Below are 24,504 nucleotides of genomic sequence, written 5' to 3'. Positions count from 1 at the left end.
TCCCGCACGGTCAGGGCTCCGGTCATGCCGCCTCACAAGGGTATGGTGTCATGCTTGCGCCATCGCACGTCGCTGCGCTTGTTGCGCAACGAGGCAAAGGCGCGGGCAATGCGCCGGCGGGAGGAATGGGGCATGATCACCTCGTCGATGAAGCCCCGTTCGGCGGCGACGAAGGGATTGGCGAAGCGTTCCTCATACTCCTTCGTCCGCGCGGCGATTTTTTCAGCGTCGCCAAGCTCCGAGCGATAGAGGATTTCGGTCGCGCCCTTGGCGCCCATGACCGCGATCTCCGCCGTCGGCCAGGCATAGTTGACGTCGGCGCCGATATGCTTCGACGCCATGACGTCGTAGGCGCCGCCATAGGCCTTGCGGGTGATCAGGGTCACCATCGGCACGGTCGCCTGGCTATAGGCAAACAGCAGCTTCGCGCCGTGCTTGATGACGCCGGCATATTCCTGCGAGGTGCCGGGAAGGAAGCCGGGAACATCGACGAGCGTCAGGATGGGAATGTTGAAGGCGTCGCAGAAGCGGACGAAACGGGCCGCCTTGCGCGAAGCATCGATATCCAGGCACCCGGCCAGCACCATCGGCTGATTGGCGACGACGCCGACCGACTGGCCTTCGATCCGCAGGAAGCCTGTGATGATGTTCCTGGCGAAAGCTTCCTGGATCTCGAAGAAATCGGCTTCGTCTGCGAGCGCGAGGATCAGCTCCCGCATATCGTAGGGCTTGTTCGAGGAATCCGGAACCAGCGTGTCGAGGCGATGCTCCAGGCGCGCCGGATCGTCGTAGAACGGCCGGATCGGGGCCTGCTGGCGATTGTTGAGCGGCAGGAAATCAAACAGCAGGCGGACCTGTTCGAGCGCTTCGACATCGTTCTCGAAGGCGCCGTCCGCCACGGACGACTTGGTGGTGTGGGTCCGCGCGCCCCCCAGCTCTTCTGCCGTCACGATCTCGTTCGTGACGGTTTTCACGACGTCCGGACCCGTGACGAACATATAGGAGCTGTCGCGCACCATGAAGATGAAGTCGGTCATGGCCGGCGAGTAGACGGCGCCGCCCGCGCACGGCCCCATGATGACGGAGATCTGCGGAACGACGCCGGAGGCCTCGACATTGCGCTTGAAGACGTCGGCATAGCCGGCAAGCGATGCGACGCCTTCCTGGATGCGGGCGCCGCCCGAATCGTTGAGTCCGATCACCGGTGCGCCGTTGTTCAGGGCCATGTCCATGATCTTGCAGATCTTCTGGGCATGGGTCTCCGAGAGCGATCCGCCGAGGACGGTGAAATCCTGCGAGAAGATATAGACCTGCCGCCCGTTGATCGTGCCCCAGCCGGTCACCACGCCATCGCCGGCGATCTTCTGGCTGGCCATTCCGAAATCGACGGCCCGGTGTGTCACGTACATGTCGTATTCCTCGAACGAGCCTTCGTCCAAAAGAACCTCGATGCGTTCGCGCGCGGTCAGCTTGCCCTTGGCGTGCTGGGCATCGATCCGCTTCTGGCCGCCACCGAGTCTGGCTTCCGCACGTCGCGATTCAAGCTGTTCGAGCACCGTTCTCATGTTCTCTTCCCGCGTCCCATTCGATAGCCTCGTTCTAGCGCAGATCCGTGTTTCACAAAACACTTGAACGGGCGCGCATGTATAAATTATAAAGATGCAAACATAACTTTGCAAAGTTGCGAACATGAGCGTCGGCAAGCTGTTCATCGGACGAAAGGTCCGCGAGTTGCGGGAAGCGAACAAGGCCACGCAGGCCCAGTTCGCCGAGCGGATCGGTATCTCCACGAGCTACCTCAACCAGATCGAAAACAACCAGCGGCCGGTGTCCGCGACGGTGCTGGTGGCGCTCGCCGAGAAATTCCAGATCAATATGAGCGAGCTGTCGTCGGGCGAGGGCGACCGGCTGCTGTCGGCGCTCTCGGAAGCACTGAACGATCCCGTCTTCGAAAATCTCGCGCCCACCGCGCAGGAAATGAAACTCGTCACCCAGGGGGCGCCGAACTTCGCCCGCGCCTTTATCCGCGTCCACCAGGGCTTTCGGCGCAACAGCGAGCAGCTCGCCAGCCTCAGCGACAGTCTGGGGAGATCCGCGTCGCTGGCGGAAACGACGTCCTACGAGGAAGTCCGGGACTTCTTTCATTTCCTCGACAACTATATTCACGCGCTGGATATCGAGGCGGAACGCCTGGCGGCCGAGATCGGGCTGGGCGAGGCCGACAGCTACTCGGCTCTCACGCGGTATCTCAAGACCAGGTTCCAGATCGAGGTGCGCTGGGCTCCGTCCGAAAACGATGCGCTGCGCCGGTTCGACCGCTCGGCAGGCATCCTCTCCATCAACCGCTATGCGCCGCCGGCCACGCGCGATTTCCAGATCGCCCTGCAGATCGCCCAGCTTCATGCCCGCCAGCTTATCGATCTGATCGCGCGCGATGCCAATTTCCGGACGGTGGAGGCGGCCGAGATCTGCAAGATCGGGCTGCAGAACTATTTCGCCGGCGCGCTGCTTCTGCCCTATGGCGCATTTCTCTCGGTGGCCAAGACCCTGCGCCATGATCTCGATCTTCTCGCCGCCTGGTTCGGCGCGAGCCTGGAGCAGGTCTGCCATCGTCTGAGCACGCTCCAGCGCCCGGGCAACAAGGGCATTCCGGTCTTTTTCGCCCGGATCGATCGCGCCGGCAACATCACCAAAAGACATAGCGCGACCAAGCTTCAGTTCGCGCGGTTCGGCGCCGCCTGTCCGCTTTGGAACGTTCATGAAGCCTTCGAGGCGCAGGGGCGGATCATCCGCCAGTTGGCGGAAACGCCCGACGGCGCGCGCTATCTCTGTCTGGCAACGCAGGTCACCAAGTCCGGCGCCGGGTTTCACAGCCCGCAGCCGCGCTATGCCATCGCGTTCGGCTGCGAGATTTCCTATGCCCACGCCTTCGTCTATGCGGACGACCTGGAGACGTCGGGACGGACCGGTTTCGCGCCGATCGGTATTTCCTGCCGGATCTGCGAGCGTCTGACATGCCCGCAGCGCGCGGTACCGCCGCTCATGCGGAAACTTCATGTCGATCACGACCGGAGAGACGTGCTGCCCTACACCATCGAAGAGGCGTGAGCGTCTCGTCGCCGCGCAGAACGTGCCGCGCGACGACGACGTGTCTCGTTTCCCTTACGCCGCCTTCGGCTTGATCGGCAGGGTGGCGCGCAGCCATTTGGCGATGTGGGCGATGGCGGCATCGCTTTCGGGAACGCGGCCGGCGGCCCAGACATAGGAATGCTGCCCGCCGGCGACCGGGAGGACCTCGGTGCGCACACCGGCGGCCTTCAGGCGTTCGGCAAAGATCTCGTCCTCGCCGGCAAGCACCTCGTAGGTTCCCCAGGAGACCAGCGTCGGTGGCAGGCCGGCGAGATCGGCCTTGTTGAGGTTGATCCGGACATCGTCAAACGCGACATCGGTCCCGCCGACCCAGGCATCGCGGAAGAATTCGAGGATCTGACGGCTCAGAAGCTTGTCGGTGCCGGCATTGGCCTCGATCGCTGGGTTGGCGATCTCCAGGTCGCACCAGGGCGAGATCGAGACCACGGCGCCCGGCAGCGACTTGCCGGCATCCCGCCGGCGCAGCGCGACGGCCGCCGACAGGAAGCCGCCGATCGAATGGCCGATGGTGATGATGTTCTCGGCGGCAAAGCCCTGCGACAGCAGCCACTCGAAGGCGGCATCGACGTCGTCGACCTGGGCCGGGTATTTGTGTTCCGGCGCGCGGCGATAGTCGAGCACCAGCGCCGGCACGCCGACGGCCGTCGCGATATGGCCGGCCAGCTTGCGATCGACCGCGGCCGATGTCGTCACGCTGCCGCCCGCATGGGCGTGGAGAAGCACGAAGCTGTTATCGGCCGTTTTCGGCTGCGCCCAGATGGCCGGCACGCCATTGGCATCGACTTCGCGATAGGTCACGCCTTCCGGTTCGCTTGCCGCGAGATGAAGCCGTTCGGCGCCGAGCCGGATGGCGTCGATCTGGCCCGGCGGCGTACCGCCGGCAGCGAGCAATTGTTCGAAGGCCAGCGCCTGGGGGCTGAGGGTTACGGTTCTGTCCGTCATCGATGTTCTCCTTGTCGTGATGGTTTCGAGGATGTGGGTCCGGCGCGCCTGTCGGCGCCGTCTCCGGTTCAGCCGGCCGGCTGCAGATGCAGGGGTCCGGTCTGCGCGTCGTCGGCAACGGCTGCGGGGATCTTCGACATGGCGTATTCGGCAAGCGCTGTGATCGTCAGCGCCGGGTTGACGCCCGGATTGGCCGGCATCGCTGAGGCATCGCAGACGAGCATGTTGCGATAGCCGAAGACCTTGAGGTCCGCGTCGATCACGCCGCTCTCCGCATTCGCCCCGATCGCCGCGCCGCCGAGGAGGTGGCCCGTGTTCGGGATGCCGAGGACGGCGTCGAAGACGGTGGTTTGGGCAATGCCGCCGGTGCGCTCGGCCAGCCAGCGGATGACCTTGTCGCCGATCTCGATATAGTTCGGCGCCGGGCGCTGCGGATCGGCCTCGCTGACGAGGCGAAAGCCCTTGCCGAAGCGGCGCTTCTTTGCCCGAAGGCGGATGCCGTTGTCCCGCGTCTGCATCACCAGCATCAGCATGGTACGCGCGCCCCAGCCCTCCTTGCGGAGCGAGTGCACCCAGGCGCGGGGGTGGCGCAGCACCTGTCCGAGCCATTTGACGACGCGGCGCCCGGATGGTGCGCCGCCCGGCATGAAGGTCCAGATCGGCCTTTGTGCGCCCGCCTTCGGCCCGAGCGTCAGGAGTTCGATCTGCGTGTCGCCGTCGAGCAGCACCCGGCTGCTGGCCGTCACATCGCGCCAGGAACCGATATCCTCCGGAAACTGAACGGAATAGATCACCTCGCTGTTGGTGCGCACGAGATCGCCGAGGCGGTCGCTGATGCGCGGCAGCAAGCCGCCATGCTTGCACTGCGCGAGGAGTTCGTTGGTCCCGACGGCGCCGCCCGCGAAGATGACGCCGCGGGCCGTATAGGATGTCCGCGTGTCCCGTGCCGCCGCGTCATGGTGCGTCGTGACGATCCGGTAGCCGTCGCCGCCGTCCGCCGCGCCGATCGGCGTGACCTCGACCACCTCCTGTTCGGGAAGAACCTGCACGCCCTTCTTCTCGGCAAACCAGAGGTAGTTCTTGGTCAGCCGGTTTGCGGCCCCGGCCCGACAGCCGCCCATGCATTCGCCGCAGCGCATGCAGCCGGTGCGCGCCGGTCCCTCGCCGCCGAAATAGGGGTCTGCGACCGTCTTGCCCGGTTCCCCGAAGAACACGCCGGTCGGGGACAGTGCGAAGCTGTCCTTCGTGCCGAACTCTTGCGCCACCTCCCGCATCAGGCCCATGGCGACCGAGTCCCATTGCGGCAGGCTGACGCCCAGCATGCGCTCCGCCTCGGCGTAATGCGGCTTCAGCGTCTGCTCCCAGCTCTGGATGCCGCGCCATTGCGGATCGTCGTAAAAGCCCGTCTGCGCGCGAAACAGCACGCCGCCATACATCAGGCTTCCCCCGCCGACGCCGGTCTGCGCGCCCGTCAGGATATGGCGAAACAGCACGGATTGCATGATGCCGTAGAGCTTGTGGGCCGGGTCCCAGACAAAGCGCTGCTTGTCCAGATCGGATGTCGGCAGGTCCTTGTCCTCGTAGCGTTTGCCTTTTTCGATGACGGCGACCCGATATCCCTTTTCGGCCAGTCGCAGCGCCGAGACGCTGCCGCCGAAGCCGGAGCCGATGATCACCCAGTCATAGTCGAGCGCATGCGTTGCCATGGTGTCCTCCTCCTTCATCCCGTTGATCCAAGCCGCAAAGACCAGGCGTTCTCCACGCCAGAGCGTTTCCGCGTTTCCTCGAACCGCAGACCGTCGCTCTGTCTATGTTTTCATTGCAGATCCGGACGAAAAACTGTTTTCGCCGGATTCGTTCTATTGCCGCTGCAGCGCGGCGGCCGGCCTGACGACCTCCGCGACCGCATCGAGGACGCCGGGGTCCTCGATGGTCGTGATATTGCCGGGGTCGCGCCCCTCGCAGATCGCCTGGATCGTCCGTCGCAGGAGCTTCCCCGATCGCGTCTTCGGCAGGGCCGAGACGAAATGGACCGCGGCCGGTCGTGCGATCGCACCGAGCGATTGCTCGACCCGTTTCAGGATCTCCTGCCGTTGCCGTGTCGCATCCTCGGCGCAGGCAATGGCTTGCCTGTCCTTGACCGTGACGAAGGCGACCGCGACCTGGCCCTTCAAGGCATCGCTGACGCCGACGACCGCCACTTCGGCAACGTTCGAGTGACCGGAGACGCTCTCCTCGATCTCGCGCGTGCCCAGCCTGTGTCCGGCGACGTTGATGACGTCATCGACACGCCCGAGGACGAAGTAGTAGCCGTCCTCGTCGCGCACGCCCCAGTCGAAGGTCGAGTAGACGTAGCGTCCGGCGAACTTCGACCAGTAGGTCGAGACGAACCGCGCATCGTCGTCGGCAACGGTCTGGATGCAGCCGGGGGGAAGCGGGCCTTCGATCACGATCAGGCCCTTGCGGTTGGCGACGGTGATGTCCTCGCCGTTCTCCTCGTCGAGCAGCCGCACGCGATAGCCGTACATCGGTACGCCCGGGGAGCCGAACCGGGTCTCGGATGTTTCCACGGCGTTCGCCAGCGCCAGGATCGGCCATCCGGATTCGGTCTGCCAGTAATTGTCGATGATCGGCGTGCCCAGAGCGTCGTTGATCCATTTCGCCGTGGGTGCGTCGAGCGGTTCGCCGGCCAGAAACAGGTTCTGCAGGCTCGAAAGGTCGGAGGCGAAGATCGGCTCGTGTGCGTATTGCTTCATCACCCGGATGGCCGTCGGCGAGCTGAACATGCCGGTGATCTTGTATTTCTCGACCAGCCGCCACCAGATGCCGGTATCCGGTTTCGTCGGCAGGCCTTCGTAAAGGATCGTCGTCATGCCTGTGATCAGCGGGGCGTAGACGATGTAGCTGTGGCCGACGACCCAGCCGATATCGCTGGTGCAGAAGAAGGTCTGGCCGGGCGCGCCGCGGAAGATGTGCTTCATGCTCGCCGCCAGCGCCACGGCGTAGCCGCCGGTATCGCGCTGCACCGCCTTCGGCGTGCCCGTCGTGCCGCTGGTGTAGAGCGTGTAGCTCGGCGCGCGCGAGTCCAGCCAGACGCAGGGGATCGTCGCACCCGCGAAGGCGGACCGGAGCGTGGCGTAGGATGCGTCGCGGCCGTCGCGCAAGGGTGCCTCGGCCAGGCCGCGATCGACGATCAGCACCGGCGGCTGCGGGATCGTGACGAGGTCCAGCGCCCTGTCGAGGAGCGGCTTGTAGGGAATGATCTTGCCGCCGCGCGATCCCGCGTCGGCGCTGATGATGAGCGCAGGCTTGGCGTCGTCGATCCGGCTGGCAAGGCTCGGGCTCGCAAACCCGCCGAAGACGACGGAATGGACCGCGCCGATCCGGGCGCAGGCGAGCATGGCGAAAACCGCCTGCGGGATCATGGGCATGTAGATCAGCACCCGGTCGCCCGTTTTCACGCCCAGCGACCGGATGATCGCCGCCATGGTCTGCACCTCGGCATGCAGATCGCGATAGGTGAACGTCGTCTCGTCGCCGGTCTCGGTGGAGACGGCCACGAGCGCCGGCTGGTCGGCGCGATCCTTGAGATGGCGGTCGACGGCATTGTGACAGAGATTGGTTTTGCCCCCCACGAACCAGTCGGCGAAGGGCGGCCGGTCATAGTCGCAGACCCGCTCGAACGGCTGCTGCCAGTCGATCAGCCCGGCCTGTTCGGTCCAGAACGCATCGGGTTCCTCGATCGAACGGCGATAGAATTCCTTGTAGGTCGTCATCCCGATACCTCCTCCCGGAAGGCGCCGTGCAGCCGCTCTGGCCGCGACGCCGCGCTTCCGTCGTCTCAAAATTGCCGGCGCCCTTACGCCGCCTGCTCTTGGCCAAGGGCCGGATCGATGCGTCCGGCCGGCGCGCCGATCAGGCCGCCATCCACCACCAGCTCGGCCGCGTGGATGGTTCTGGACTGGTCGGAGGCCAGGAACAGCGCAACCTGCGCCACCTCTTCGGTGGTGTTCAGCCGGCCCATCGGAACGGTGGTGGCGATGCCATCCATCATCTGCCGCGCCTCTCCGGGCGATGCCGCGAGGCCGTTCCAGATCGCCGATTCCGTCGGGCCGGCGATGATCGTGTTGACGCGGATGCCCTTGGGCGTCAGTTCGCAGGCCATGGCATGCGCCATGCCGACCATCGCGGCCTTGGTCGCCGCATAGATCGAAAGCCCGGCCGGCCCGAGCGAGCCCATGACCGACCCCATGAGGATGACCGAGGCGCCCGGCCGGAAATAGGGCAGCGCGGCCTGTACCGTATGAAACGGGCCGGAGAGGTTGATCGACAGGAGCCGATCGACCGTCTGCGCCGTCGTTGCCCCAAGCGGGGTCGGCGAGGCGATGCCGGCGGCCGGCAGGAGAATATCGACATGGCCGAACCGCGCTCCGACCTGCGTCAGCGCCGCCGTCAGCGTGTCCGGCACCGTCACATCGGCCTCGATCGCCAGCACCTCGGCGCCGAGAAGCGCGCTGGCCGCGTCGAGCGTCTTCCGATTGTTGCTGATGATCGCGACGCGCGCGCCTTCCGCGAGAAACAGCCTGGCGGAGGCCAGCCCGATCCCGCTATCGCCGCCCGTGATGACGGCCACCTTGTTCTGCAGTCGCATCGTGCTCTCCTCCCACACGTTGTCGTTTCTCGTCTCAAAGGGTCTCAGGCGTTCACATCGACCACCGTGCGTCCCCGGATCTTTCCCTGCAGCACGTCGGCGGCAACGCCGGCGACATCGGCAAGCGTCACCACCGTTTCCGTCCGCGTCAGTTTTTCGAGATCGAGGTCGGTCGCAAGCCGCGACCAGGCCCGAAGCCGCTCGGCCTGCGGCGCGTTGACGGAATCGATGCCGGCAAGCGTGACGTTGCGCAGGATGAAGGGCAGAACGGTGCCCGGAAGGTCCAGTCCCTGGGCCAGACCGCAGGCCGTCACGATCCCGCGATATTTCGTCTGCGCCAGAGCGTTCACCAGCGTATAGCTGCCGACCGAATCGACGACGCCGGCCCAGCGTTCGCTGGAGATCGGCGCGCCCGGTTCCGACAGCGTCCGGCGGTCGATCACCTCGGCGGCACCCAGCGCACGGAGATAGTCGGTCTCCTCCAGACGGCCCGTCGAGGCCACAACGCGGTAGCCGAGATCCGACAGGATCGAGATGGCGATCGACCCGACGCCGCCGCTGGCGCCGGTCACGAGAATGTCGCCGCGATCTGGCCTGATGCCGCCATGTTCCAGCGCCAGTACGCTGAGCATGGCGGTGTAACCGGCCGTGCCGATCGCCATGGCATTCCTCGTGGAGAGTGCGTCGGGCAGTTTGACGAGCCAGTCGCCGCTCAGCCGCGCCTTCTGCGCGTAGCCGCCATGATGCGTCTGGCTGAGACCCCAGCTGTTGGCGACGACGCGGTCGCCGACCGCGATCCCGGGATAGGTCGAGGCCTCGACCGTGCCGGCAAGGTCGATGCCCGCGATCAGGGGATAGGTCTGGATGATGTTGTGGTCGCCGCCGAGCGCCAGCGCGTCCTTGAAGTTGACGGTCGAGTAATCGACGGCCACAGTCACGTCGCCCGGCATCAGGTTCGCCTCGTCGAAGGTCACCACATCAGTCGAGATCGTGTCGCCAGGCTTGGTCGCGAGCAGTGCCTTGAAGGCCATGGGTTTTCCCTTGTTGTCTCTGTTGCCGGGGATTGCCGTTGCCGGCCGATCTCGGGCAGCAATCGGTCGTCACCGGGTGAACGCTGTCGTTCAGGATGTTTTCGAGGCGGCGCGCAGACGGAATTCGCGGTGATCGACACGGTGCCGTGCGGGATGTGAGGGGCAACGAGGGAGGTGGTTTCTTTCCCCCCGAAGCCCACCAGCCGCCATGTCCTGCTCCCCGGGCCGCTCCATAGGCCCCCCATGGGTCACAATGGGCCGACACAGCAAACACCGATCTTCCCGGCATATTCCGTTCTGGACGATCCTCCCTTCCGGCGTCGAAGCATCGACGCGAGCCCGTACAGCCTCCTACTTCTGTACCGGCGAATACATTATGAGAGCGGGACATTGCCTCCGTCAAGCGGATTGTGTACTGTGAGGTAAATTAATATGGAGCCGAGCTTGGCGGACGTTATCGAGATGCAAAAGAAGCGCGGCCGGCCGCGATTGTTCGATGTCGATACGGCCCTCGACAGCGCCGTCGATGTGTTCTGGGAAAAGGGCTACGACGGCACCGATATCGACGCGCTGACGGAGGCCATGGGCATCAACCGCCCGAGCCTCTACGCCGCCTATGGCAACAAGCGCGCCTTGTTCTTCAAGGCGGTGGGCCGCTATTACGAGCAGATCGCCATGCGCGGCCTGCCCCGGGCAAATGCTGAAGACCTCGAGCAGCCCTCTCTTCGCGACGTCATCGTCGGCTTTCTCTACGATCACGAGCAGCCCCGCGGCTGCCTGATCGCCTGCGTGCTCGCGGCCGAGGCGAATGCCAGCGACGATGCGAAGGCCGTCCTTCGGGATCTGGTCGATCGCGAACAGCGGCGCATCGAGACCTGGGCCAGCGAACGCATCGCGTCCGATCCGGGCGGCGCCAAGGCCCGCTGCTATGCCAATCTCATGATCGCAACCCTTCATTCCGTCGGCGTCAAGGCGAGCGCCGGCTTCCCGCGCGAACGGGTCGAAGCCGAAATCGATGACACGATGCGGGTTCTGGACGGGATCCTGAAAGGGTAGGGCGATCTCCCGATCGTCGCTCCGGCGGCCGTTGTCTAACCGCTGGATACGCTTTCGAAATCGAACACGGCCTGCGTTGCCAGGGCCGCGGCGCCGCGTGCCCAGGAGTTCGGGACCCAATCGGGCACGAGCTTGGGATTGGAGAAGAAGGTGCGCGCCTCCATCTCGCAGCGGATGGGGCCGAGGAGCGCCTCGCCGAAGGCGACGGCTTCTCCGCCGACGACGATCACTTCGGGATCGAACAGGTTGACCATGTCGGCGAGATGGCGGCCGATGCGCTTTCCGGCGTCCGCCACGATCGAAAGCCCCTTGTCGTCGCCGGCCTGGACGGCTTCCACGAAGGGTTCCCACGCGATCGCCTGTCCGGTGAGGCGGGTCCATTCGTCCAGCATGAACGGCTCGGCGGCGTGCGCCATGAGACAGCCGTGGCGGCCGCATTCGCATAGGCGCCCGTTCGGCACGGAGATGGTGTGCCCGAGCTTGCCGGCCGCGCTCCGGCTTCCGTGATAGATCTTGCCGTCGATGACGAGCGAGCAGCCGATCCCGGCGCCGATGGCAAGGGCTGCAAAGTTGCGATGCGTCCGGCCGGCGCCGAACAGGCGCTGCGCGACGGCAAAGGCGTTGACGTCGTCATCGATCCAGACGGGTGCATGAACCCGTTCGGCCAGCATCTCGGCGAAGGGAAGATCGCGCCAGCCGAAGCGCGGGCTTTGCAGGCAGATGCCGGTTGCCGGGTTGATCTCGCCGGGAATGGAGACGCCGATCCCCACCACCGCGTCGCTCGCTCGTCCGGCCCGCTGCAACAGGTGGGGGATGGTCGCGGCGATCGTCTCGATGATGGCAGCCGGCGCCGGGTCGCAGATGTCGACGTCGGAGGCGATCAGCGGGGTCGTGGCAAGGTCTGTCAACACGCACTCGATGTGGTGGCGATGCAGCTTGAAGCCGACCGTCAGATGCGCCTCGTAGTTGATATCGATCGGGGTCGGCCGGCGTCCCGTCGCGCCGACGACGGCCTCCCGCTCGATGACCAGTGCCTCTTCGATCAGCTCGGCGACCACGAAGGTCACCGCGGCAGCGCTGAGGCCCGTGAGCGAGGCCAGTTCCGCCCGGGAGACGGGACCTTGCTGGCGCAGGAGACGGAGGATCAGTCTCCGGTTGATGGCTCGAGATGTCGTGGGGCCGCCGCGCATGTCTTCCCTTTAATTAATTTCGTAAATTAAGTCTTGTCTGACATGGGAAGATAGGCTAGCTTTTCCGCATTGGCAATCGAGGGAGCAGGCTGCAACGACGCGTCGTCGGCCTCGGGGCGGTTGCCGATCTCGAACAAAAGAGACCCGATCGTGATCGCGACCAGCGATCGCGCGGATGGACCTGTCGTGGGAGGAGCCACTATGCGTTTGACCGATATTCAGCCTGATTTTGCACCATCGCGACGGACCTTCATGATCGGCGCGGGCGGCCTGATGGCGTCCGCGGCTATTCTTGGCCGTCCGGCGCTCGCACAATCCAAAGAACTGACGATCATTTCCAACATCGCCAACGCCCCGCAGCGCGAGGTGCTTCAGCGCCTTGCCAGCGAATTCGAAAAGGCGAGCGGGACCAAGGTCGTCATCAACAATATGGACCACGAGGCGCACAAGACCGCCATCCGCAGCTATCTCGTCGTCGGTGCGCCCGACATCTGCTTCTGGTTTTCCGGCAACCGCATGAAAGCCTTCGTCAAGCGGGATCTGTTCGACGACATCTCCGACCTCTTTGCGCGCGAAAAATATCAGGACGTCCTCGGCACCTCGACCAGTGCGGTGACGGTGGACGGCAAGCAATACGGCCTGCCGCTCGGCGGCCTGCTGTGGGGGCTGTTCTATCGCAAGGACGTGTTTGCCGAGAAGGGCTGGACGGCGCCTGCGACCTACGACGACCTGCTGTCGCTCGGTGACAAGGCGAAGTCCGCCGGCATGGTGCCGGTCAGCATGGGCACGAAGGAGATGTGGCCCGCCGCCGGCTGGTTCGATCACATGAACCTGCGCATCAACGGGCTTGAAAAGCACATGGCCCTGATGGACGGCACCATGGCCTATACCGACCCCGCCTTGACGCCCGTCTTCGACAAGTGGGAGGCGCTGATCAAGGCCGGCCTGTTCACGCCGAACCACACCTCTTCCGGCTGGGAGCAGGCCGCCGCCGCGCTGGCGCAGAAGAAGGCGGCGATGATGGATCTCGCAGGCTTCGTGAAATACGGCTTTCCGCCTGAGGAGCAGGGCCAGATCGCCTTCGCGCCCTTTCCGGAGATCACCCCCGGTCTTCCGCGCTATGAGGATTTCGCGCTGAATTCCGTCCACGTTCCGAAAAACGCCAAGAACAAGGAGGGCGCGCGGGCGTTCCTCGCCTACCTCTACCAGCCCGAAAACCTGGCGGCCTATCTTGCGCCGGAAGGCGCCGTGCCGCCCCGCAGCGATTGCCCGCCAAGTGCCGATCCGCTGGTGAACGCCGCCGTGGAAAGCCTGAAGTCGGTGAAGGGAACCGCCCAGTTCTACGATCGCGACACGGATCCGGACATGGCGCAGGAAGGCCTGAAGGGCTTTCAGGAGTTCATGGTGAAGCCGGAGCGGCGCGAGCAGATCCTGACGCGCCTCGAAGCGACGCGCAAGCGCGTCTTCAAAGCATAGGCGAACCGCGGCCGCCGCTCTCCCTGGCGCCGCCGCTCGGGCGAAGGGGTCTAACCTCTTCGCCCGATCCGTCTTCCGAGCTTGAAGACGCTCAGGCCCTTATCGCTCTCACACAGAAGCAGATCGACATGTCACGACTCTGGCGGCGCCATGGCAGCTGGCTGGCACCCACGCTCTTCATTCTTCCGGGGATCCTGCTGTTCGGGGTCGTCATCATCTTCGCGTCGCTCCAGACGATCTGGGTCTCGTTCCACGAGTGGGATGGCGTCGGCGCCATGGTCTGGGTCGGTCTCGACAACTACCGGCAGCTGATCGACGATCCGCAATTCTTCGTGTCGCTGAAGAACAATGTCATCTGGCTCGTGATGTTCATGGCCGCGCCGCCGCTGGGGCTTGCGCTGGCGCTGATGCTCAACCAGCCGATTGCCGGCATGCGGATCGTGAAGTCGCTGTTCTTCATCCCGCTCGTGCTCGCCTCGGTCACGGTCGGCGTCGTCTTCACCTGGGTCTACGATCCCACCTTCGGCCTGCTGGCGCTGATCTTCAACGCGTTCGGCGCGACCGCGCCGGCCCTGCTGTCGGACGAGACCTTCGTCACCGTGGCGGTGGTCATGGCCGCGCTCTGGCCGCAGGTCGCCTTCTGCCTCGTGCTGTTTCTGGCCGGTCTCAACAATCTCAACGAGGAGCTGATCGGGGCAGGGCGGGTGGATGGGGCGCGCGGCTTTGCCATGCTCTGGAACGTCATCCTGCCGCAGCTGCGGGAGGTGAGCTTCATCGCGCTCGCCGTCACCGTCATCGGGGCGCTGCGCTCGTTCGACATGGTCGCGGTCATGACGTCCGGCGGCCCGTTCGGTTCCTCCACCGTGCTCGCCTACCAGATGTACGAGCAGTCGATCTTCTCCTACCGCTTCGGCTATGGCGCGGCGATCGCAACCGTCCTGTTCGTGATCATGGCCGGTTTCATCGTCTGGTATCTCCGCACGCTCCTCAAGGTGGAAGAAGGAAACGCCTGATGTATCCTCGCCCCATTCCGCCCACAGCCCCCCTGCGTCGCGGCGTCTATATCGGCCTCGTCTCGCTCGTTCTTCTCCTCTGGCTGCTGCCGCTCTTCACCGTCATGGTGACGTCGCTGCGCTCCTTCGAGGAGGTCATGGCCGGCAATTACTGGGGCTGGCCGAAGAGCTTCAACCTCATCGAGAACTACACGGCCGTCTTCACCCAGACTGCCATGGCCCGCTATTTCGTCAACAGCCTCGTGATCACGCTGCCCTCCGTCGTGGGCGTGCTCGTGCTGTCCACGCTCACCGGCTACGTGCTGTCGCGCCACCGGTTCCCTGGCGCGAACCTCGTCTTCGCGCTTTTCGTCGGCGGCAATTTCCTTCCGGCGCAGATCATGATGATCCCGGTGCGCGATCTCATGGTGGCGCTCGGCCTCTACGATACCTATGCCGCGCTGATCGTCTTCCATGTGGCCTTCCAGACGGGGTTTGCGACATTGTTCATGCGCAACTTCATCGCCGCGCTGCCGGACGAGCTTTTCCAGGCGGCCCGTTCCGAAGGGGCCTCGCCCGGCCAGACGCTTGTCCACGTCGTGCTTCCCCTGGTGCGCCCGGCGCTTGCTGCGCTTGCGATCCTCACCTTCACCTTCGTCTGGAACGATTATTTCTGGGCGATCGTGCTGACCCAGAGCGATGCCGTGAAGCCGGTCACGGCGGGCCTGAGCAACCTGCGGGGCGAATATGTCTCGGCCTGGAACCTCGTCTCCGCCGCGACCGTCATCGTCGCCGTGCCCCCGGTCCTCATGTTTTTCCTCATGCAACGCCACTTCATCGCCGGACTGACCGTCGGCGCGGTGAAGGGGTGAGCAGACACCGCAAAGGATGGCTCCGCGATGGCGAGCGTTGAACTCCAGAACATCGAAAAACATTATGCCGGCTATCATGCCTTGCGCGATATCAACCTGACGATCGAGGACGGCGAGTTCGCCGTCATGGTCGGCCCCTCCGGCTGCGGAAAATCGACGCTGCTGAAGACGATCGCCGGACTGGAGAGTATCTCCTCCGGGCGCCTGCTCATCAAGAACCGCGACGTCACGAAGGAGGAGCCCGGCGACCGGGGCATTGCCATGGTCTTCCAGTCCTACGCGCTCTATCCGCATATGACGGTGGCCGAGAACATGGGCTTCGGGCTGCGCATGGCCAAGCGTCCGAAAGCGGAGATCGAGACCGCCGTCGCGCGCGCGGCGGCCATCCTGCGCTTGGAGGAGCAGCTCGACAAGCGGCCGCGACAGCTCTCCGGCGGCCAGCGCCAGCGCGTGGCGATCGGCCGCGCCATCACACGCTCGCCCGACGTGTTCCTGTTCGACGAGCCGCTCTCCAATCTCGATGCGGCGCTGCGCACGCAGATGCGCGTCGAACTCTCGACGCTGCATGCCCGGCTCGGTTCCACGATGATCTATGTGACGCACGACCAGGTCGAGGCGATGACCATGGCGAGCCGCATCGTGGTGTTGAACAAGGGTCGGATCGAGCAGGTCGGCGCGCCGCTGGAACTCTACAACAATCCGGTCAACCTGTTCGTCGCCGGCTTCCTCGGCGCGCCGCGGATGAACTTCGTGGACGGGACCGTTCGGACGGCCGACGGTCGCGGGGCCGTCGTCGAATGCGAGGGCGGCATGTCGATCCCCTTCGGCCAGCTCGAGGGCCGGGTCCAGGTCGGCGAGCATGTCACGGTCGGCATCCGGCCCGAGAAGTTGACGCTCGAGGACATCCGGTCGAGCGTGACGTTTCCCGCGGAGGTTCGGCTTGTCGAGCATCTCGGCCGCGAGACCATCCTGTACGCCGACGCGGGAAGCCTGACCACCAGCAATTCGGACAGCGGCACCGGCGCCTTCACCGTCCAGATCGGCGATGTCACGCCGTTCCGGCCCGGGGCCCCGGTGGTGATCGGCTTCGAGCCGCGCGACACCTACCTCTTTGGCGCCGACGGACGAACGGTCTCCGCACCGAAGCCCGTCGCCCGCCTCTGATACGTCTATTTCCTGCATCGACGAGGACAGATCCCATGAAGCGCACTCCCCCGGCCCCCCTCTCGGTCTGGCGCCCGCTCAATCTCGACCAGTTCCTGCTGGGCGTTCCCCATTATCCCGAGCACATCGAGGAGGCGCTCTGGCAGAGCGATGCCGAGCGCATGGCGGCGGCCGGTTTCAACGTCGTCCGACTGGGCGAATTCGCCTGGCACCTGTTCGAGCCCAGCGAGGGCGTGTTCGACTTTGCTCTGTTCGACCGCGCGATCGACGTCCTGGGCGCGGCCGGGATCAAGACGATCTTCTGCACCCCGACCGCCACGCCGCCTCGCTGGCTGACGGCGCGATATCCGGACGTGCTGCGCGTCGACGAGCGCGACAGGGTCGCGACCCATGGGTCCCGCCAGCACGCGGACACCAACAGCGCGGTCTACCGTGTCCATAGCCGGCGCATTACCCGGGCGCTGGCCGATCATTACCGCGACAACCCGCACATCATCGGCTGGCAGACCGACAACGAGCTGAACACGACGGTCTCGACCTCCTACTCGCAGGAGACGCAGGTGGCGTTCCGCGCCTATCTGGAACGCCGCTACGACAGCATCGACGCCCTGAACGTCGCCTGGGGCGGGAATTTCTGGGCAACGGCCTATGACGGCTTCGACCAGATCACCGCGCCCCACGCCGCCAATCCCGGATTCCCGAGCCCCGGCCATGTCCAGGACTACCACCGGTTTCTGGCCGACGCGACCGCCGCGTTCCAGCACGATCAGGTCGAGATCCTGCGCGCGGTCAATCCGGACTGGTTCGTCTTTCACAATCTCGGCCGGCTGGAGGATATCGACTTCCGCGGCCCGTTCGGCGAGGATCTCGACTTCATCGGCTTCGATATCTACCCGATGCTCTACGACGAGATGCGCCGCACCGGCGGCCACGCGGCAACGCAGGCCCTGCATCTCGATGTCTGCCGCGCCTATAGCGGCAACTTCATCGTGCCGGAACAGGCGTCTGGCTTCGGCAGCCAGCCCGGCTTCTCCACCATGACCCCGGAGCCGGGGGAAATGCGGCGGATGGCGCTGAGTTCCGTGGCGCGCGGCGCCGACGGCCTTCTGTTCTTCCGCTGGAGGCCGGCGCATTTCGGCGCCGAAATCTACTGGATGGGCATCATCGACCATGACGACGTTCCCCGCCGGCGCTATCGCGAGGCGATGCAATTTGCCGGCGATATCGCCCGCATCAGGCAGGATCTGCTGGGCACGACCGTGCGCATGGATATCGCCATCGCCGGTGCCGATTTCGACAATCAGGAGGCTTACAAGACCTATCCCATGGGCCTGCCGAGCCCGCTCGAGGACGGAACCCGGCTGCACCGCTATTGCTACGAGACCGGCATCGCCTGCGGGTTCATTCACCCGGCCGACGATCTCTCGCGCGTCAAGCTGCTCTACATCCCACATTGGGTGATGTGGAAGAGCGAATGGGACGCGAATGTCGAAGCCTTCGTGCGCAATGGCGGCACGCTGGTGGTCGGCGCGATGACCGGAACGCGGGACGAGAACAATCATATTCCACGCACCCTTGCGCCGGGACCTGGCCTCTCGGCCCTCTGCGGCGTGCGCGTGGAGGAATTCGGACGTGTGGCGGAACCCGGCGCCGACGGTCTCTTCGGCATGCCGGGCCCGGAATTCGGGCTCCACGTTCCGGCCCGGCGTCTGCCTGCAAGCTCGGCCCGGCGCGGCTATCGTCTGACCATCGGCAATGCGGAATATGACGCGGCGCATCTCTACGAGGTCTTCGAAACGGATCCGGACGTCGAAACGATCGGCCAGTGGAGCAACCGGTTTCTCGGCGGCCGCACGGCCATCTCCCGGCGCCGGGTGGGGAAGGGCCAAGCGATCTATGTCGGCACCTACCTGACGGATGCGCTCGTTCAGGCCTTGGTCGGTCAGCTCTCGGCGGATGTCGGTATCGCGCCGCTCGTGCCGAACCTGCCGGCAAACGTCGAGGCCACCCTGCGCGAGGGCGACGGCCGCACGCTCCTGTTCCTTCTGAACACGGAGGCGGCGTCGACCGAACTGACGGACCTTCCGGCCGGCACCGACCTTCTGACCGGCGAAGCCATTTCCGGGCATCTATCGCTCGGACCTTACGGATGCGCCGTCGTTCGGCTCCCCGATTGAGGCGCAAGCGCTCCGCGTCACGGGCCTGGACATCCTGAAGCCCGAGGCCCGGCGTTCAGGATCTGCACGGCTTCGACTGGCCCCGACAATCAAGGCTTGCACGGCGACAGCCTGTGCCGATTGTCTCGCGCCGATCAGCGCAGGAGCCCGTCGCGTCCGAACGCGTCCCAGTCCTCCAGCGCCGCCGAGGGCTCATCCGGTCCCGGCGTCGAACGTGGCGCGGCAGTCTCGGCCTTTCTCAGGGAACGCGTCAGTTTTGCCTTGTAGGCGGCGCGGCGCCGGTTCTCGGCCGTGGCCGCCTTGTCCTCGTCTCGCCATTCGTCGACGACACCGCTGTTCAGAAGCTCTTCGACGATTTTCGCATCGAAGACATGGAAGGTGATCTTCTTCGCGCGGCCCGCCAGCCGGACCGTGCGCGTGCCCGCGCTCGGAAGCCGGCCATCTGCCAGCCAGCGATGTCGCTCGCCCGGCTTGATCGTCAGGATATCTTCGATCTCGCGCGGGATCACCGGCAGGCTCTCGATCGCCTTCATGGCGGAGGAGACGATGGCGGCTGCGGCATGGAATTCGGTCTTGGCCTTTGCCGGCATCGCAAGCACCAGCTCGCCGCCGTCGAGAACGAGCAGCTTCTTCGAGGACGCGGGCAGGCGGGCCCGCAGTTCGAGGAGAAGACCCTTTGCGCGCACCGACGAGCCGAGCGTGGCGGCGGACGGCAAGGCCCAGGTCCTCAGGAGTTCGACATCATCTTTCTCGCGCTTCGACATCCCGGTGACATGGGTCGCGGATCCGCTCAAGTCAACGCGGCCATTGCGCGCGCACATCCCGGCCGTGCCCGTCGGGGGGCTTATCGCGATCTTCCGTATCTGCGCGTTGCGCGTCAGATCCTCCGTCTCACACAGGGGTTTATCGCAACCGCGACACGCTTTGGCGCGACATGCTTCAGCCGCTGCTGACCTTTAATGCCATTGCCGCCGTCCGCGCCAGGGCATCGGCCAGTTCGTTGCCGACGATATCATCATGTCCGCGACACCATGCGATTTCAATGCGGGGATTGGCTGTGAGTTGACGGTCGAGCGCCTGCCACAACGCCACATCCTGTATGAGGCGCTTCCGCTTCTTCGGGTTCGCCTCCAGACGGCGCCAGCCATTGTTTCGCCAGATCGCCCGGGCGGCATGACAGGCCGTCACCGTCTGGCGCGAGTCCGTCCAGATCGTGGCAGAAGCGCCGGCCCAGTTTGTCCCGATCCAGAGCGCCGCTTCCAGAACAGCCCGAAGCTCGAACGTGTTGTTCGACAGCCCGCGCGCAAACCCCTGCGCCCGATGGATCTCGCGGTCGTTCTGGAACGCCACGAAGGCCCAGCCACCTGTCGCGGTCTTCGGCCGAAAGGAACCGTCTGCATAGATGTCGATCACGTCCCTCTCTCTCTCTCTCTCTCTCTCAAAGATGCCGTCGTCAGGATCGATGACGCCATCATCGGCGATCTGAACAGCCCTAATTGAGCATGCCCCTGACGAGGCCGCGCAGCCATGCGTTGAAGGTCGAGTGGTGGACCCTCTCGTGCCAGAAGAGATAGATGGCCATGACGCCGAACTCTTCCGGCGCATCGACGACGGCGATGTGAGAGCGCGCGGCGAACTGGTCCGCGAAGGGCTTGGTGGTGGTGAAGACGAGATCACTGCCGGCCAGCACCATGGGCACCAGCGCATATTCCGACAGGCTGGCGCGGATGCGCCGGGAGAGACCGAGCTCGGCAAGGCGTCCGTCGATCGGGCTGACGGCGGCGCCGGAGGGCGGGTTGGGCGACAGGTGCTCGAGATCGAGATAGTCCGCCATGGCGATGCGGGAGGCGCCGGCGAGGGGATGGCCGGGGTCGAGCATGCAGACGGTCTGGCATTCCGTCAGCGTCTCGCCGCGCAGATGGGGAGAGTTCGGCTGGCGGTGGGCCAGAACGATATCGACTTCGCCCGCGTCCAGAAGCTGCTGGAGGGCGGCGATGCTGGGCATGGGCAGCATTTCCAGCACCATGCGGGGCGCGTGCCGGCGCAGATGCTGCACGAGGCGCGGCACGAGGAACGGCGTGAAGCTCGTCGCCGCGACGATCCGCACCACCCGTTCCGAGGTCTCCGGCTCGAAATCGGCTTCACGACCGACCAGGTGATCGATATCGTCGAGGACCCGGTCGATCAGGGCGACCATGTCTTGCGCGCGCGGGGTTGGGGCAAGGCCCGTGCCGCTGCGCACGAGGAGGGGATCGCCCGTCAGCGAGCGGAAGCGGCGCAGCGTCAGGCTGACGGCCGGCTGGCTGAGGCCATGGATCGCGGCCGTCCGCGAGACGCTGACTTCCGACAGAAGGGTCTTGAGCACGCGCAACTGGCGAATGTCGAGCTCGCCGCGCCGCCGCTCGCCGCCCTCCAGGCCGTCCGTGATCGCCGGTTCGATACTGCCTGCCATCTGCGTTCTTCCCGCCCTTCCGCCGATCGCCGTCTCGCCGAGGCACGCTAGAGCGCCGCGAATGTCGACATCGCCGCGGCGACCTTCGCCTTGAAGGCATCGAGTTCGGCCACCCCGTTGCCGTTCATATTGTAAAGTGCGAGATAGCGTACAGGTTTTTTCGGGCGGAAGATCGCCCAGAGAACGCGGCGTGCGACCTTGCGTGGCGGGTCGCCGACCAGCATGGCCCGGAAGCGCGGGCCGCCATAGGTGGTGATGACCGCGACCGACTGGACATTGTGCAGAATGCGGACGAGCTTGCCCTTGTCGCCTCTCGCCAGGGTGAAGGCGACGCCCGGCACGAAGACCCGGTCGAAGAACCCCTTGAGAATGGCCGGCAGCCCGAAATTCCAGACGGGATGGACGAGCACGATCGCATCGGCGGCGCGGACGCGCGCGACATAGGGCGCGATGGCCGGGGTGATGTTGATCGCCTCGTCGTGATAGTTCAGCCGCTCCTCGCGCGACAGGACCGCATCGAATCCCTCGTCATAGAGCGAGAGCAGGTCGATCTCGTGCCCCTGCTCCTCCAGCGCCTTTCGGGCGACGTCGCGCAATTGCGCACTGTAGCTGGTCTCGACCGGGTGGGCGTGGATGAGAAGGATGCGCGCCATGGCTCACGCCGCGTCCATGCTTTGCAGGCCGGCAAACACCCAGCCGCGACGGGCGCTGAAATCATAGTCCGGGTTTTCCCAGGCAACCATCTTGCCGGGGTTGAGCAGCCCCTTCGGATCGGCCTCGCCCTTGAAGGCCAACTGGCCCGCATCGGTACGCTTCATGCCGCCCTCTTCCAGCGTGTAGCGGTGCGGATTGAAGACGAGGCAGCCGTTGGTCTCGTGGATGGCGATGATCTCCTCCAGCCGCTCCTCGGTGGTGAAACGCACGATCGGCAGGCCGGAAAAGACGATGCGGCCGTCGAAGCGGATCATCTCCAGATGCAGCGGCATCTCGTCGCCGAGCATCTCGTGGATGCGCCGGACATGGTCGAAGTCGGGATATTGCGTCTGCAGATAGGTGATCGAGGGATCGACCTTCAGGCCACGCATGGTCGTGTGGTTCCAGCAGAGCTCGTAGACGGGCGGAAACTGGCGCTTGTCCTCCGGCGCGACGGTGTCCGAGCGGAACATCAGATCGCCCTTGTGATGGGTGGCGAGAAGCGCCAGCGCGTCCATCGCGTGCGGCGCTGCGATGACGACGACGAGCGAGGTGTCGCGCGCGAAGAAGCGGCGGTAATGCGGGAAATAGTCATGCGCGACGGGCGATGCGACGACGGCGATCTCCTTGGTGAGGATGCCATCCTGGCAGGCCAGCGCCTCGGCGAAACGGGTCGCCGCCATCACGTCGGGGAAGCCGACGAGGCTGTCGATCCAGTCATAGGCGGCGGTCAGCGGCAGGGTCACGTCGGTGATGATGCCGTTGGTGCCATAGGCATGGGCGACCTTCAGGATGTCGGCACCCTCGATCTTGAGCACCCGCGGCGTCTCCTCGCAGGTGACGACGGTGAGGCCGAGAATGTTACCGAGCGCCCGCAGCCCGCCCCAGCGGATAGAGCCGACGCCGCCGGAACCGCCGGCGACGAAACCGCCGACGGTGGCCGTGCGGTAGGTCGAGGGGAAGAACCGGATCTCGCTGCCATGCGCCACCCGGGTCTGCTGGTCGATCTTCTCGAGGATGACGCCGGTCTCGGCGCGCACATGCACCGGGCTGGTCTCGATGATCCGGTTCATGTCCGCAAGGTTGAGCACGACGCCGCCCGACAGCGGCATGGCCTGCCCGTAATTGCCGGTGCCGGCCCCGCGCGGGGTGATGGCGATGTCGTGACGATAGGCGGCGGCGAGAACCTCCACCACCTCCTCTTCCGATTTCGGCGTGACGATCAGGTCCGCCGTGACATGGTCGAGCTGGCGTTTCAGCACCGGCGAGTACCAGTAGAAATCGCGGCTCTTCTTCTGGACGAGCTTCGGATTGTCCTCGACCGCAATGGAGCCGATGGCGTTGCGGAAAGCGTCGAGCGTCATGATGTCACTCCGAGAATGGGGTCGAGGTCGCGATAGTCGGGAAGCCTTGCGGAAATCACCGCGCCGGCGCGGATCACCGTGCGGTCTGCCTGCGGGCGGGAGAAGAGCTCGCCGGGCGTGCGGGCGCGCACGACCACGAGATCGGCCGGGGCGCTGGTAGCAAGCGTGCCGCCATAGGCAAAGCCGCCGGTCCGTGCCGGCACGGCGGCAATCGCGGAAAACCAGTCGGCGAGCCTGTCGGCGGGGTGATCCAGATGGCCGATGCGCACGCTTTCGCGCAGCACTTCCAGCATGTCGAGATCGCCATAGGCATAGAAGGGGTCGCGCGTATTGTCGGACGCTAGCGACACCGCGACGCCGGCCGCCTTCAGTTCGCGCAGCAGCGTGACGCCCCGCCAGCGCGGCGTGCGCCCTGGCAGGCGGTCCTGGAGATAGAGGTTGCACATGGGCAGTGACACGACCGCGATGCCGGCCTCCGCCACCCGCGCGATGGTCGCCTTCGCGTCCTCGCCCGCAAGCACCGCGAGCGAGCAGCAATGGCCGGCGAGCACACGGCCGGAAAAGCCGGTCTCAATCACCCTGTCGGCGAGCACCGAGAGGCTGCGCGAGGCGCTGTCGCCGCTTTCGTCGATGTGCAGGTCGAGATCGAGACCATGGCGGCCGGCGGCATCGATAAGATTGGCGATCGCCTCACCCGCATTGTCGAACACCGAGATCGCCCCGCCGAGCGACCCGCCATGCGCCTTCGCCGTCTGGGCGAGCGCCTCGACCAGCGCCGTGTCCAGCAGATGGTCGGGGCCGCAGAGGGCGGTTGCCTGAAGCTCGATCCGTCCGGCCCATCTCTCCCGCATTCGGGCAAAGACCGGCCAGGAGATCCCGTGCTGCGGCGGTGCGGAATCCAGATGCGTGCGGATCGCCGCCGTCCCGTGGGCGTAAGCGCAGCGCAGGGCGAACTCCATCCGCGCCTCGACATCGGCGGCCGTCCAGTTGGCGACACGATCGGCGGACACCGCCGTCAGCGCGCCCATGAAGCTGCCGTCCGGATTGGGCTGGCGCGGCGTGATGTGGCCCTTGTCGAGATGGGTGTGCAGATCCACGAAGGCCGGAAGCACGATGCCGTCGTCGGCCTCGAGCACGGTCTCGCCCGGCTCGGGCGCAAGCGTGCCCGCCGGCGCGATCGCCGCGATGCGCGCCTCCGACAGCCGCAGATCGACGGGGGAGAAACCGTCCGGCCCGGCGATGCGGCCGCGGCGGACGAGGAGGGCGGGACTGTCGGGGTTCAGGGACGTCATGA

General features: G+C 65.5%; 20 protein-coding genes. 7 read left to right on the top strand and 13 right to left on the bottom strand.

Features of this window, described 5'->3' with window-relative positions; genetic code table 11:
- Positions 1–32: 32 nt before the first annotated feature.
- Complete coding sequence (locus C8J36_RS21130) at positions 33–1,565, bottom strand: acyl-CoA carboxylase subunit beta (RefSeq protein ID WP_062593938.1); 1,533 nt, start codon at positions 1,563–1,565, stop codon at positions 33–35.
- A gap of 124 nt (positions 1,566–1,689) precedes the next feature.
- Here C8J36_RS21130 and C8J36_RS21125 point away from each other — a divergent pair, with 124 nt between their 5' ends.
- Positions 1,690–3,108 carry an XRE family transcriptional regulator gene (locus tag C8J36_RS21125; RefSeq protein WP_132537321.1) on the top strand — a complete coding sequence of 473 codons (1,419 nt, stop codon included), beginning with the start codon at positions 1,690–1,692 and terminating at the stop codon, positions 3,106–3,108.
- 54 nt (positions 3,109–3,162) lie between these two features.
- On the opposite strand, the gene C8J36_RS21120 is transcribed toward C8J36_RS21125, so the two are convergent.
- The 5 genes from C8J36_RS21120 to C8J36_RS21100 form a co-directional block, all read right to left on the bottom strand.
- Positions 3,163–4,092, bottom strand: coding sequence for an alpha/beta hydrolase (locus C8J36_RS21120; RefSeq protein ID WP_132537320.1), 930 nt, complete (start codon positions 4,090–4,092; stop codon positions 3,163–3,165).
- 68 nt (positions 4,093–4,160) lie between these two features.
- Entirely contained in the window at positions 4,161–5,798 is a 1,638-nt protein-coding gene (locus C8J36_RS21115; RefSeq protein ID WP_132537319.1) for a GMC family oxidoreductase, read from the bottom strand.
- A gap of 153 nt (positions 5,799–5,951) precedes the next feature.
- Positions 5,952–7,868 (bottom strand): propionate--CoA ligase, encoded by a 1,917-nt coding sequence (locus C8J36_RS21110; protein WP_132537318.1) that lies wholly within the window; start codon positions 7,866–7,868, stop codon positions 5,952–5,954.
- 83 nt (positions 7,869–7,951) lie between these two features.
- On the bottom strand, positions 7,952–8,743 hold the full coding sequence (locus C8J36_RS21105) for an SDR family oxidoreductase (RefSeq protein ID WP_132537317.1): 792 nt from the start codon (positions 8,741–8,743) through the stop codon (positions 7,952–7,954).
- 44 nt (positions 8,744–8,787) lie between these two features.
- The gene (locus C8J36_RS21100; RefSeq protein WP_132537316.1) at positions 8,788–9,774 is read right to left on the bottom strand and encodes an MDR family oxidoreductase; all 987 of its coding nucleotides are present in this window, start codon (positions 9,772–9,774) and stop codon (positions 8,788–8,790) included.
- 444 nt (positions 9,775–10,218) lie between these two features.
- On the opposite strand from C8J36_RS21100, the gene C8J36_RS21095 reads away from it, so the two are divergent.
- Positions 10,219–10,830, top strand: a complete 612-nt coding sequence (locus C8J36_RS21095) for a TetR/AcrR family transcriptional regulator (RefSeq protein WP_245506677.1) — start codon at positions 10,219–10,221, stop codon at positions 10,828–10,830.
- Positions 10,831–10,865: 35 nt separating this feature from the next.
- Here the strand turns inward: C8J36_RS21095 and C8J36_RS21090 are convergent, their stop codons facing one another.
- Positions 10,866–12,020, bottom strand: a complete 1,155-nt coding sequence (locus C8J36_RS21090; RefSeq protein ID WP_132537315.1) for an ROK family protein — start codon at positions 12,018–12,020, stop codon at positions 10,866–10,868.
- Between the two features lie 201 nt (positions 12,021–12,221).
- On the opposite strand from C8J36_RS21090, the gene C8J36_RS21085 reads away from it, so the two are divergent.
- From C8J36_RS21085 to C8J36_RS21065, 5 genes are all read left to right on the top strand, one after another.
- On the top strand, positions 12,222–13,496 hold the full coding sequence (locus C8J36_RS21085; RefSeq protein WP_132537314.1) for an ABC transporter substrate-binding protein: 1,275 nt from the start codon (positions 12,222–12,224) through the stop codon (positions 13,494–13,496).
- Between the two features lie 128 nt (positions 13,497–13,624).
- Entirely contained in the window at positions 13,625–14,509 is an 885-nt protein-coding gene (locus C8J36_RS21080; protein WP_132537313.1) for a sugar ABC transporter permease, read from the top strand.
- On the top strand, positions 14,509–15,360 hold the full coding sequence (locus C8J36_RS21075) for a carbohydrate ABC transporter permease (RefSeq protein ID WP_062593918.1): 852 nt from the start codon (positions 14,509–14,511) through the stop codon (positions 15,358–15,360). Before C8J36_RS21080 ends, C8J36_RS21075 begins: the two co-directional genes overlap by 1 nt.
- Positions 15,361–15,387: 27 nt before the next feature.
- A complete protein-coding gene (locus C8J36_RS21070) occupies positions 15,388–16,524 on the top strand; it encodes an ABC transporter ATP-binding protein (protein WP_132537312.1) in 1,137 nt (378 codons plus the stop codon).
- Positions 16,525–16,559: 35 nt separating this feature from the next.
- Complete coding sequence (locus tag C8J36_RS21065) at positions 16,560–18,701, top strand: beta-galactosidase (RefSeq protein WP_132537311.1); 2,142 nt, start codon at positions 16,560–16,562, stop codon at positions 18,699–18,701.
- Positions 18,702–18,835: 134 nt separating this feature from the next.
- On the opposite strand, the gene C8J36_RS21060 is transcribed toward C8J36_RS21065, so the two are convergent.
- From C8J36_RS21060 to C8J36_RS21035, 6 genes are all read right to left on the bottom strand, one after another.
- On the bottom strand, positions 18,836–19,465 hold the full coding sequence (locus tag C8J36_RS21060; protein WP_132537368.1) for a hypothetical protein: 630 nt from the start codon (positions 19,463–19,465) through the stop codon (positions 18,836–18,838).
- Between the two features lie 175 nt (positions 19,466–19,640).
- Positions 19,641–20,114, bottom strand: a complete 474-nt coding sequence (locus C8J36_RS21055; protein ID WP_245506676.1) for an RNase H family protein — start codon at positions 20,112–20,114, stop codon at positions 19,641–19,643.
- Between the two features lie 79 nt (positions 20,115–20,193).
- Complete coding sequence (locus C8J36_RS21050; protein WP_132537309.1) at positions 20,194–21,153, bottom strand: LysR family transcriptional regulator; 960 nt, start codon at positions 21,151–21,153, stop codon at positions 20,194–20,196.
- Positions 21,154–21,200: 47 nt separating this feature from the next.
- Positions 21,201–21,806 (bottom strand): NAD(P)H-dependent oxidoreductase, encoded by a 606-nt coding sequence (locus C8J36_RS21045; RefSeq protein WP_062593905.1) that lies wholly within the window; start codon positions 21,804–21,806, stop codon positions 21,201–21,203.
- Between the two features lie 3 nt (positions 21,807–21,809).
- Positions 21,810–23,210: an FAD-binding oxidoreductase gene (locus C8J36_RS21040; protein WP_132537308.1), complete on the bottom strand. Its 1,401-nt coding sequence runs from the start codon at positions 23,208–23,210 to the stop codon at positions 21,810–21,812.
- Complete coding sequence (locus C8J36_RS21035; protein ID WP_132537307.1) at positions 23,207–24,502, bottom strand: cytosine deaminase; 1,296 nt, start codon at positions 24,500–24,502, stop codon at positions 23,207–23,209. The genes C8J36_RS21040 and C8J36_RS21035 overlap by 4 nt, the downstream gene beginning before the upstream one ends.
- Between the last annotated feature and the right edge of the window lie 2 nt (positions 24,503–24,504).

The organism is Rhizobium sp. PP-F2F-G48 (assembly GCF_004342335.1).
Taxonomy (GTDB): Bacteria; Pseudomonadota; Alphaproteobacteria; order Rhizobiales; family Rhizobiaceae; genus Ferranicluibacter.
This window is presented reverse-complemented; position numbering and strand designations above follow the sequence as displayed.

Excerpts from the sequence above, each read along its gene's own strand:
- C8J36_RS21035 (WP_132537307.1), bottom strand. The coding sequence starts at position 24,502 with ATGACGTCCCTGAACCCCGACAGTCCCGCCCTCCTCGTCCGCCGCGGC.
- C8J36_RS21125 (WP_132537321.1), top strand. The coding sequence starts at position 1,690 with ATGAGCGTCGGCAAGCTGTTCATCGGACGAAAGGTCCGCGAGTTGCGG.
- C8J36_RS21085 (WP_132537314.1), top strand. The coding sequence starts at position 12,222 with ATGCGTTTGACCGATATTCAGCCTGATTTTGCACCATCGCGACGGACC.
- C8J36_RS21105 (WP_132537317.1), bottom strand. The coding sequence starts at position 8,743 with ATGCGACTGCAGAACAAGGTGGCCGTCATCACGGGCGGCGATAGCGGG.
- C8J36_RS21060 (WP_132537368.1), bottom strand. The coding sequence starts at position 19,465 with ATGTCGAAGCGCGAGAAAGATGATGTCGAACTCCTGAGGACCTGGGCC.
- C8J36_RS21075 (WP_062593918.1), top strand. The coding sequence starts at position 14,509 with ATGTATCCTCGCCCCATTCCGCCCACAGCCCCCCTGCGTCGCGGCGTC.
- C8J36_RS21050 (WP_132537309.1), bottom strand. The coding sequence starts at position 21,153 with ATGGCAGGCAGTATCGAACCGGCGATCACGGACGGCCTGGAGGGCGGC.
- C8J36_RS21130 (WP_062593938.1), bottom strand. The coding sequence starts at position 1,565 with ATGAGAACGGTGCTCGAACAGCTTGAATCGCGACGTGCGGAAGCCAGA.
- C8J36_RS21040 (WP_132537308.1), bottom strand. The coding sequence starts at position 23,210 with ATGACGCTCGACGCTTTCCGCAACGCCATCGGCTCCATTGCGGTCGAG.
- C8J36_RS21120 (WP_132537320.1), bottom strand. The coding sequence starts at position 4,092 with ATGACGGACAGAACCGTAACCCTCAGCCCCCAGGCGCTGGCCTTCGAA.
- C8J36_RS21045 (WP_062593905.1), bottom strand. The coding sequence starts at position 21,806 with ATGGCGCGCATCCTTCTCATCCACGCCCACCCGGTCGAGACCAGCTAC.
- C8J36_RS21090 (WP_132537315.1), bottom strand. The coding sequence starts at position 12,020 with ATGCGCGGCGGCCCCACGACATCTCGAGCCATCAACCGGAGACTGATC.
- C8J36_RS21110 (WP_132537318.1), bottom strand. The coding sequence starts at position 7,868 with ATGACGACCTACAAGGAATTCTATCGCCGTTCGATCGAGGAACCCGAT.
- C8J36_RS21100 (WP_132537316.1), bottom strand. The coding sequence starts at position 9,774 with ATGGCCTTCAAGGCACTGCTCGCGACCAAGCCTGGCGACACGATCTCG.
- C8J36_RS21115 (WP_132537319.1), bottom strand. The coding sequence starts at position 5,798 with ATGGCAACGCATGCGCTCGACTATGACTGGGTGATCATCGGCTCCGGC.
- C8J36_RS21070 (WP_132537312.1), top strand. The coding sequence starts at position 15,388 with ATGGCGAGCGTTGAACTCCAGAACATCGAAAAACATTATGCCGGCTAT.
- C8J36_RS21080 (WP_132537313.1), top strand. The coding sequence starts at position 13,625 with ATGTCACGACTCTGGCGGCGCCATGGCAGCTGGCTGGCACCCACGCTC.
- C8J36_RS21065 (WP_132537311.1), top strand. The coding sequence starts at position 16,560 with ATGAAGCGCACTCCCCCGGCCCCCCTCTCGGTCTGGCGCCCGCTCAAT.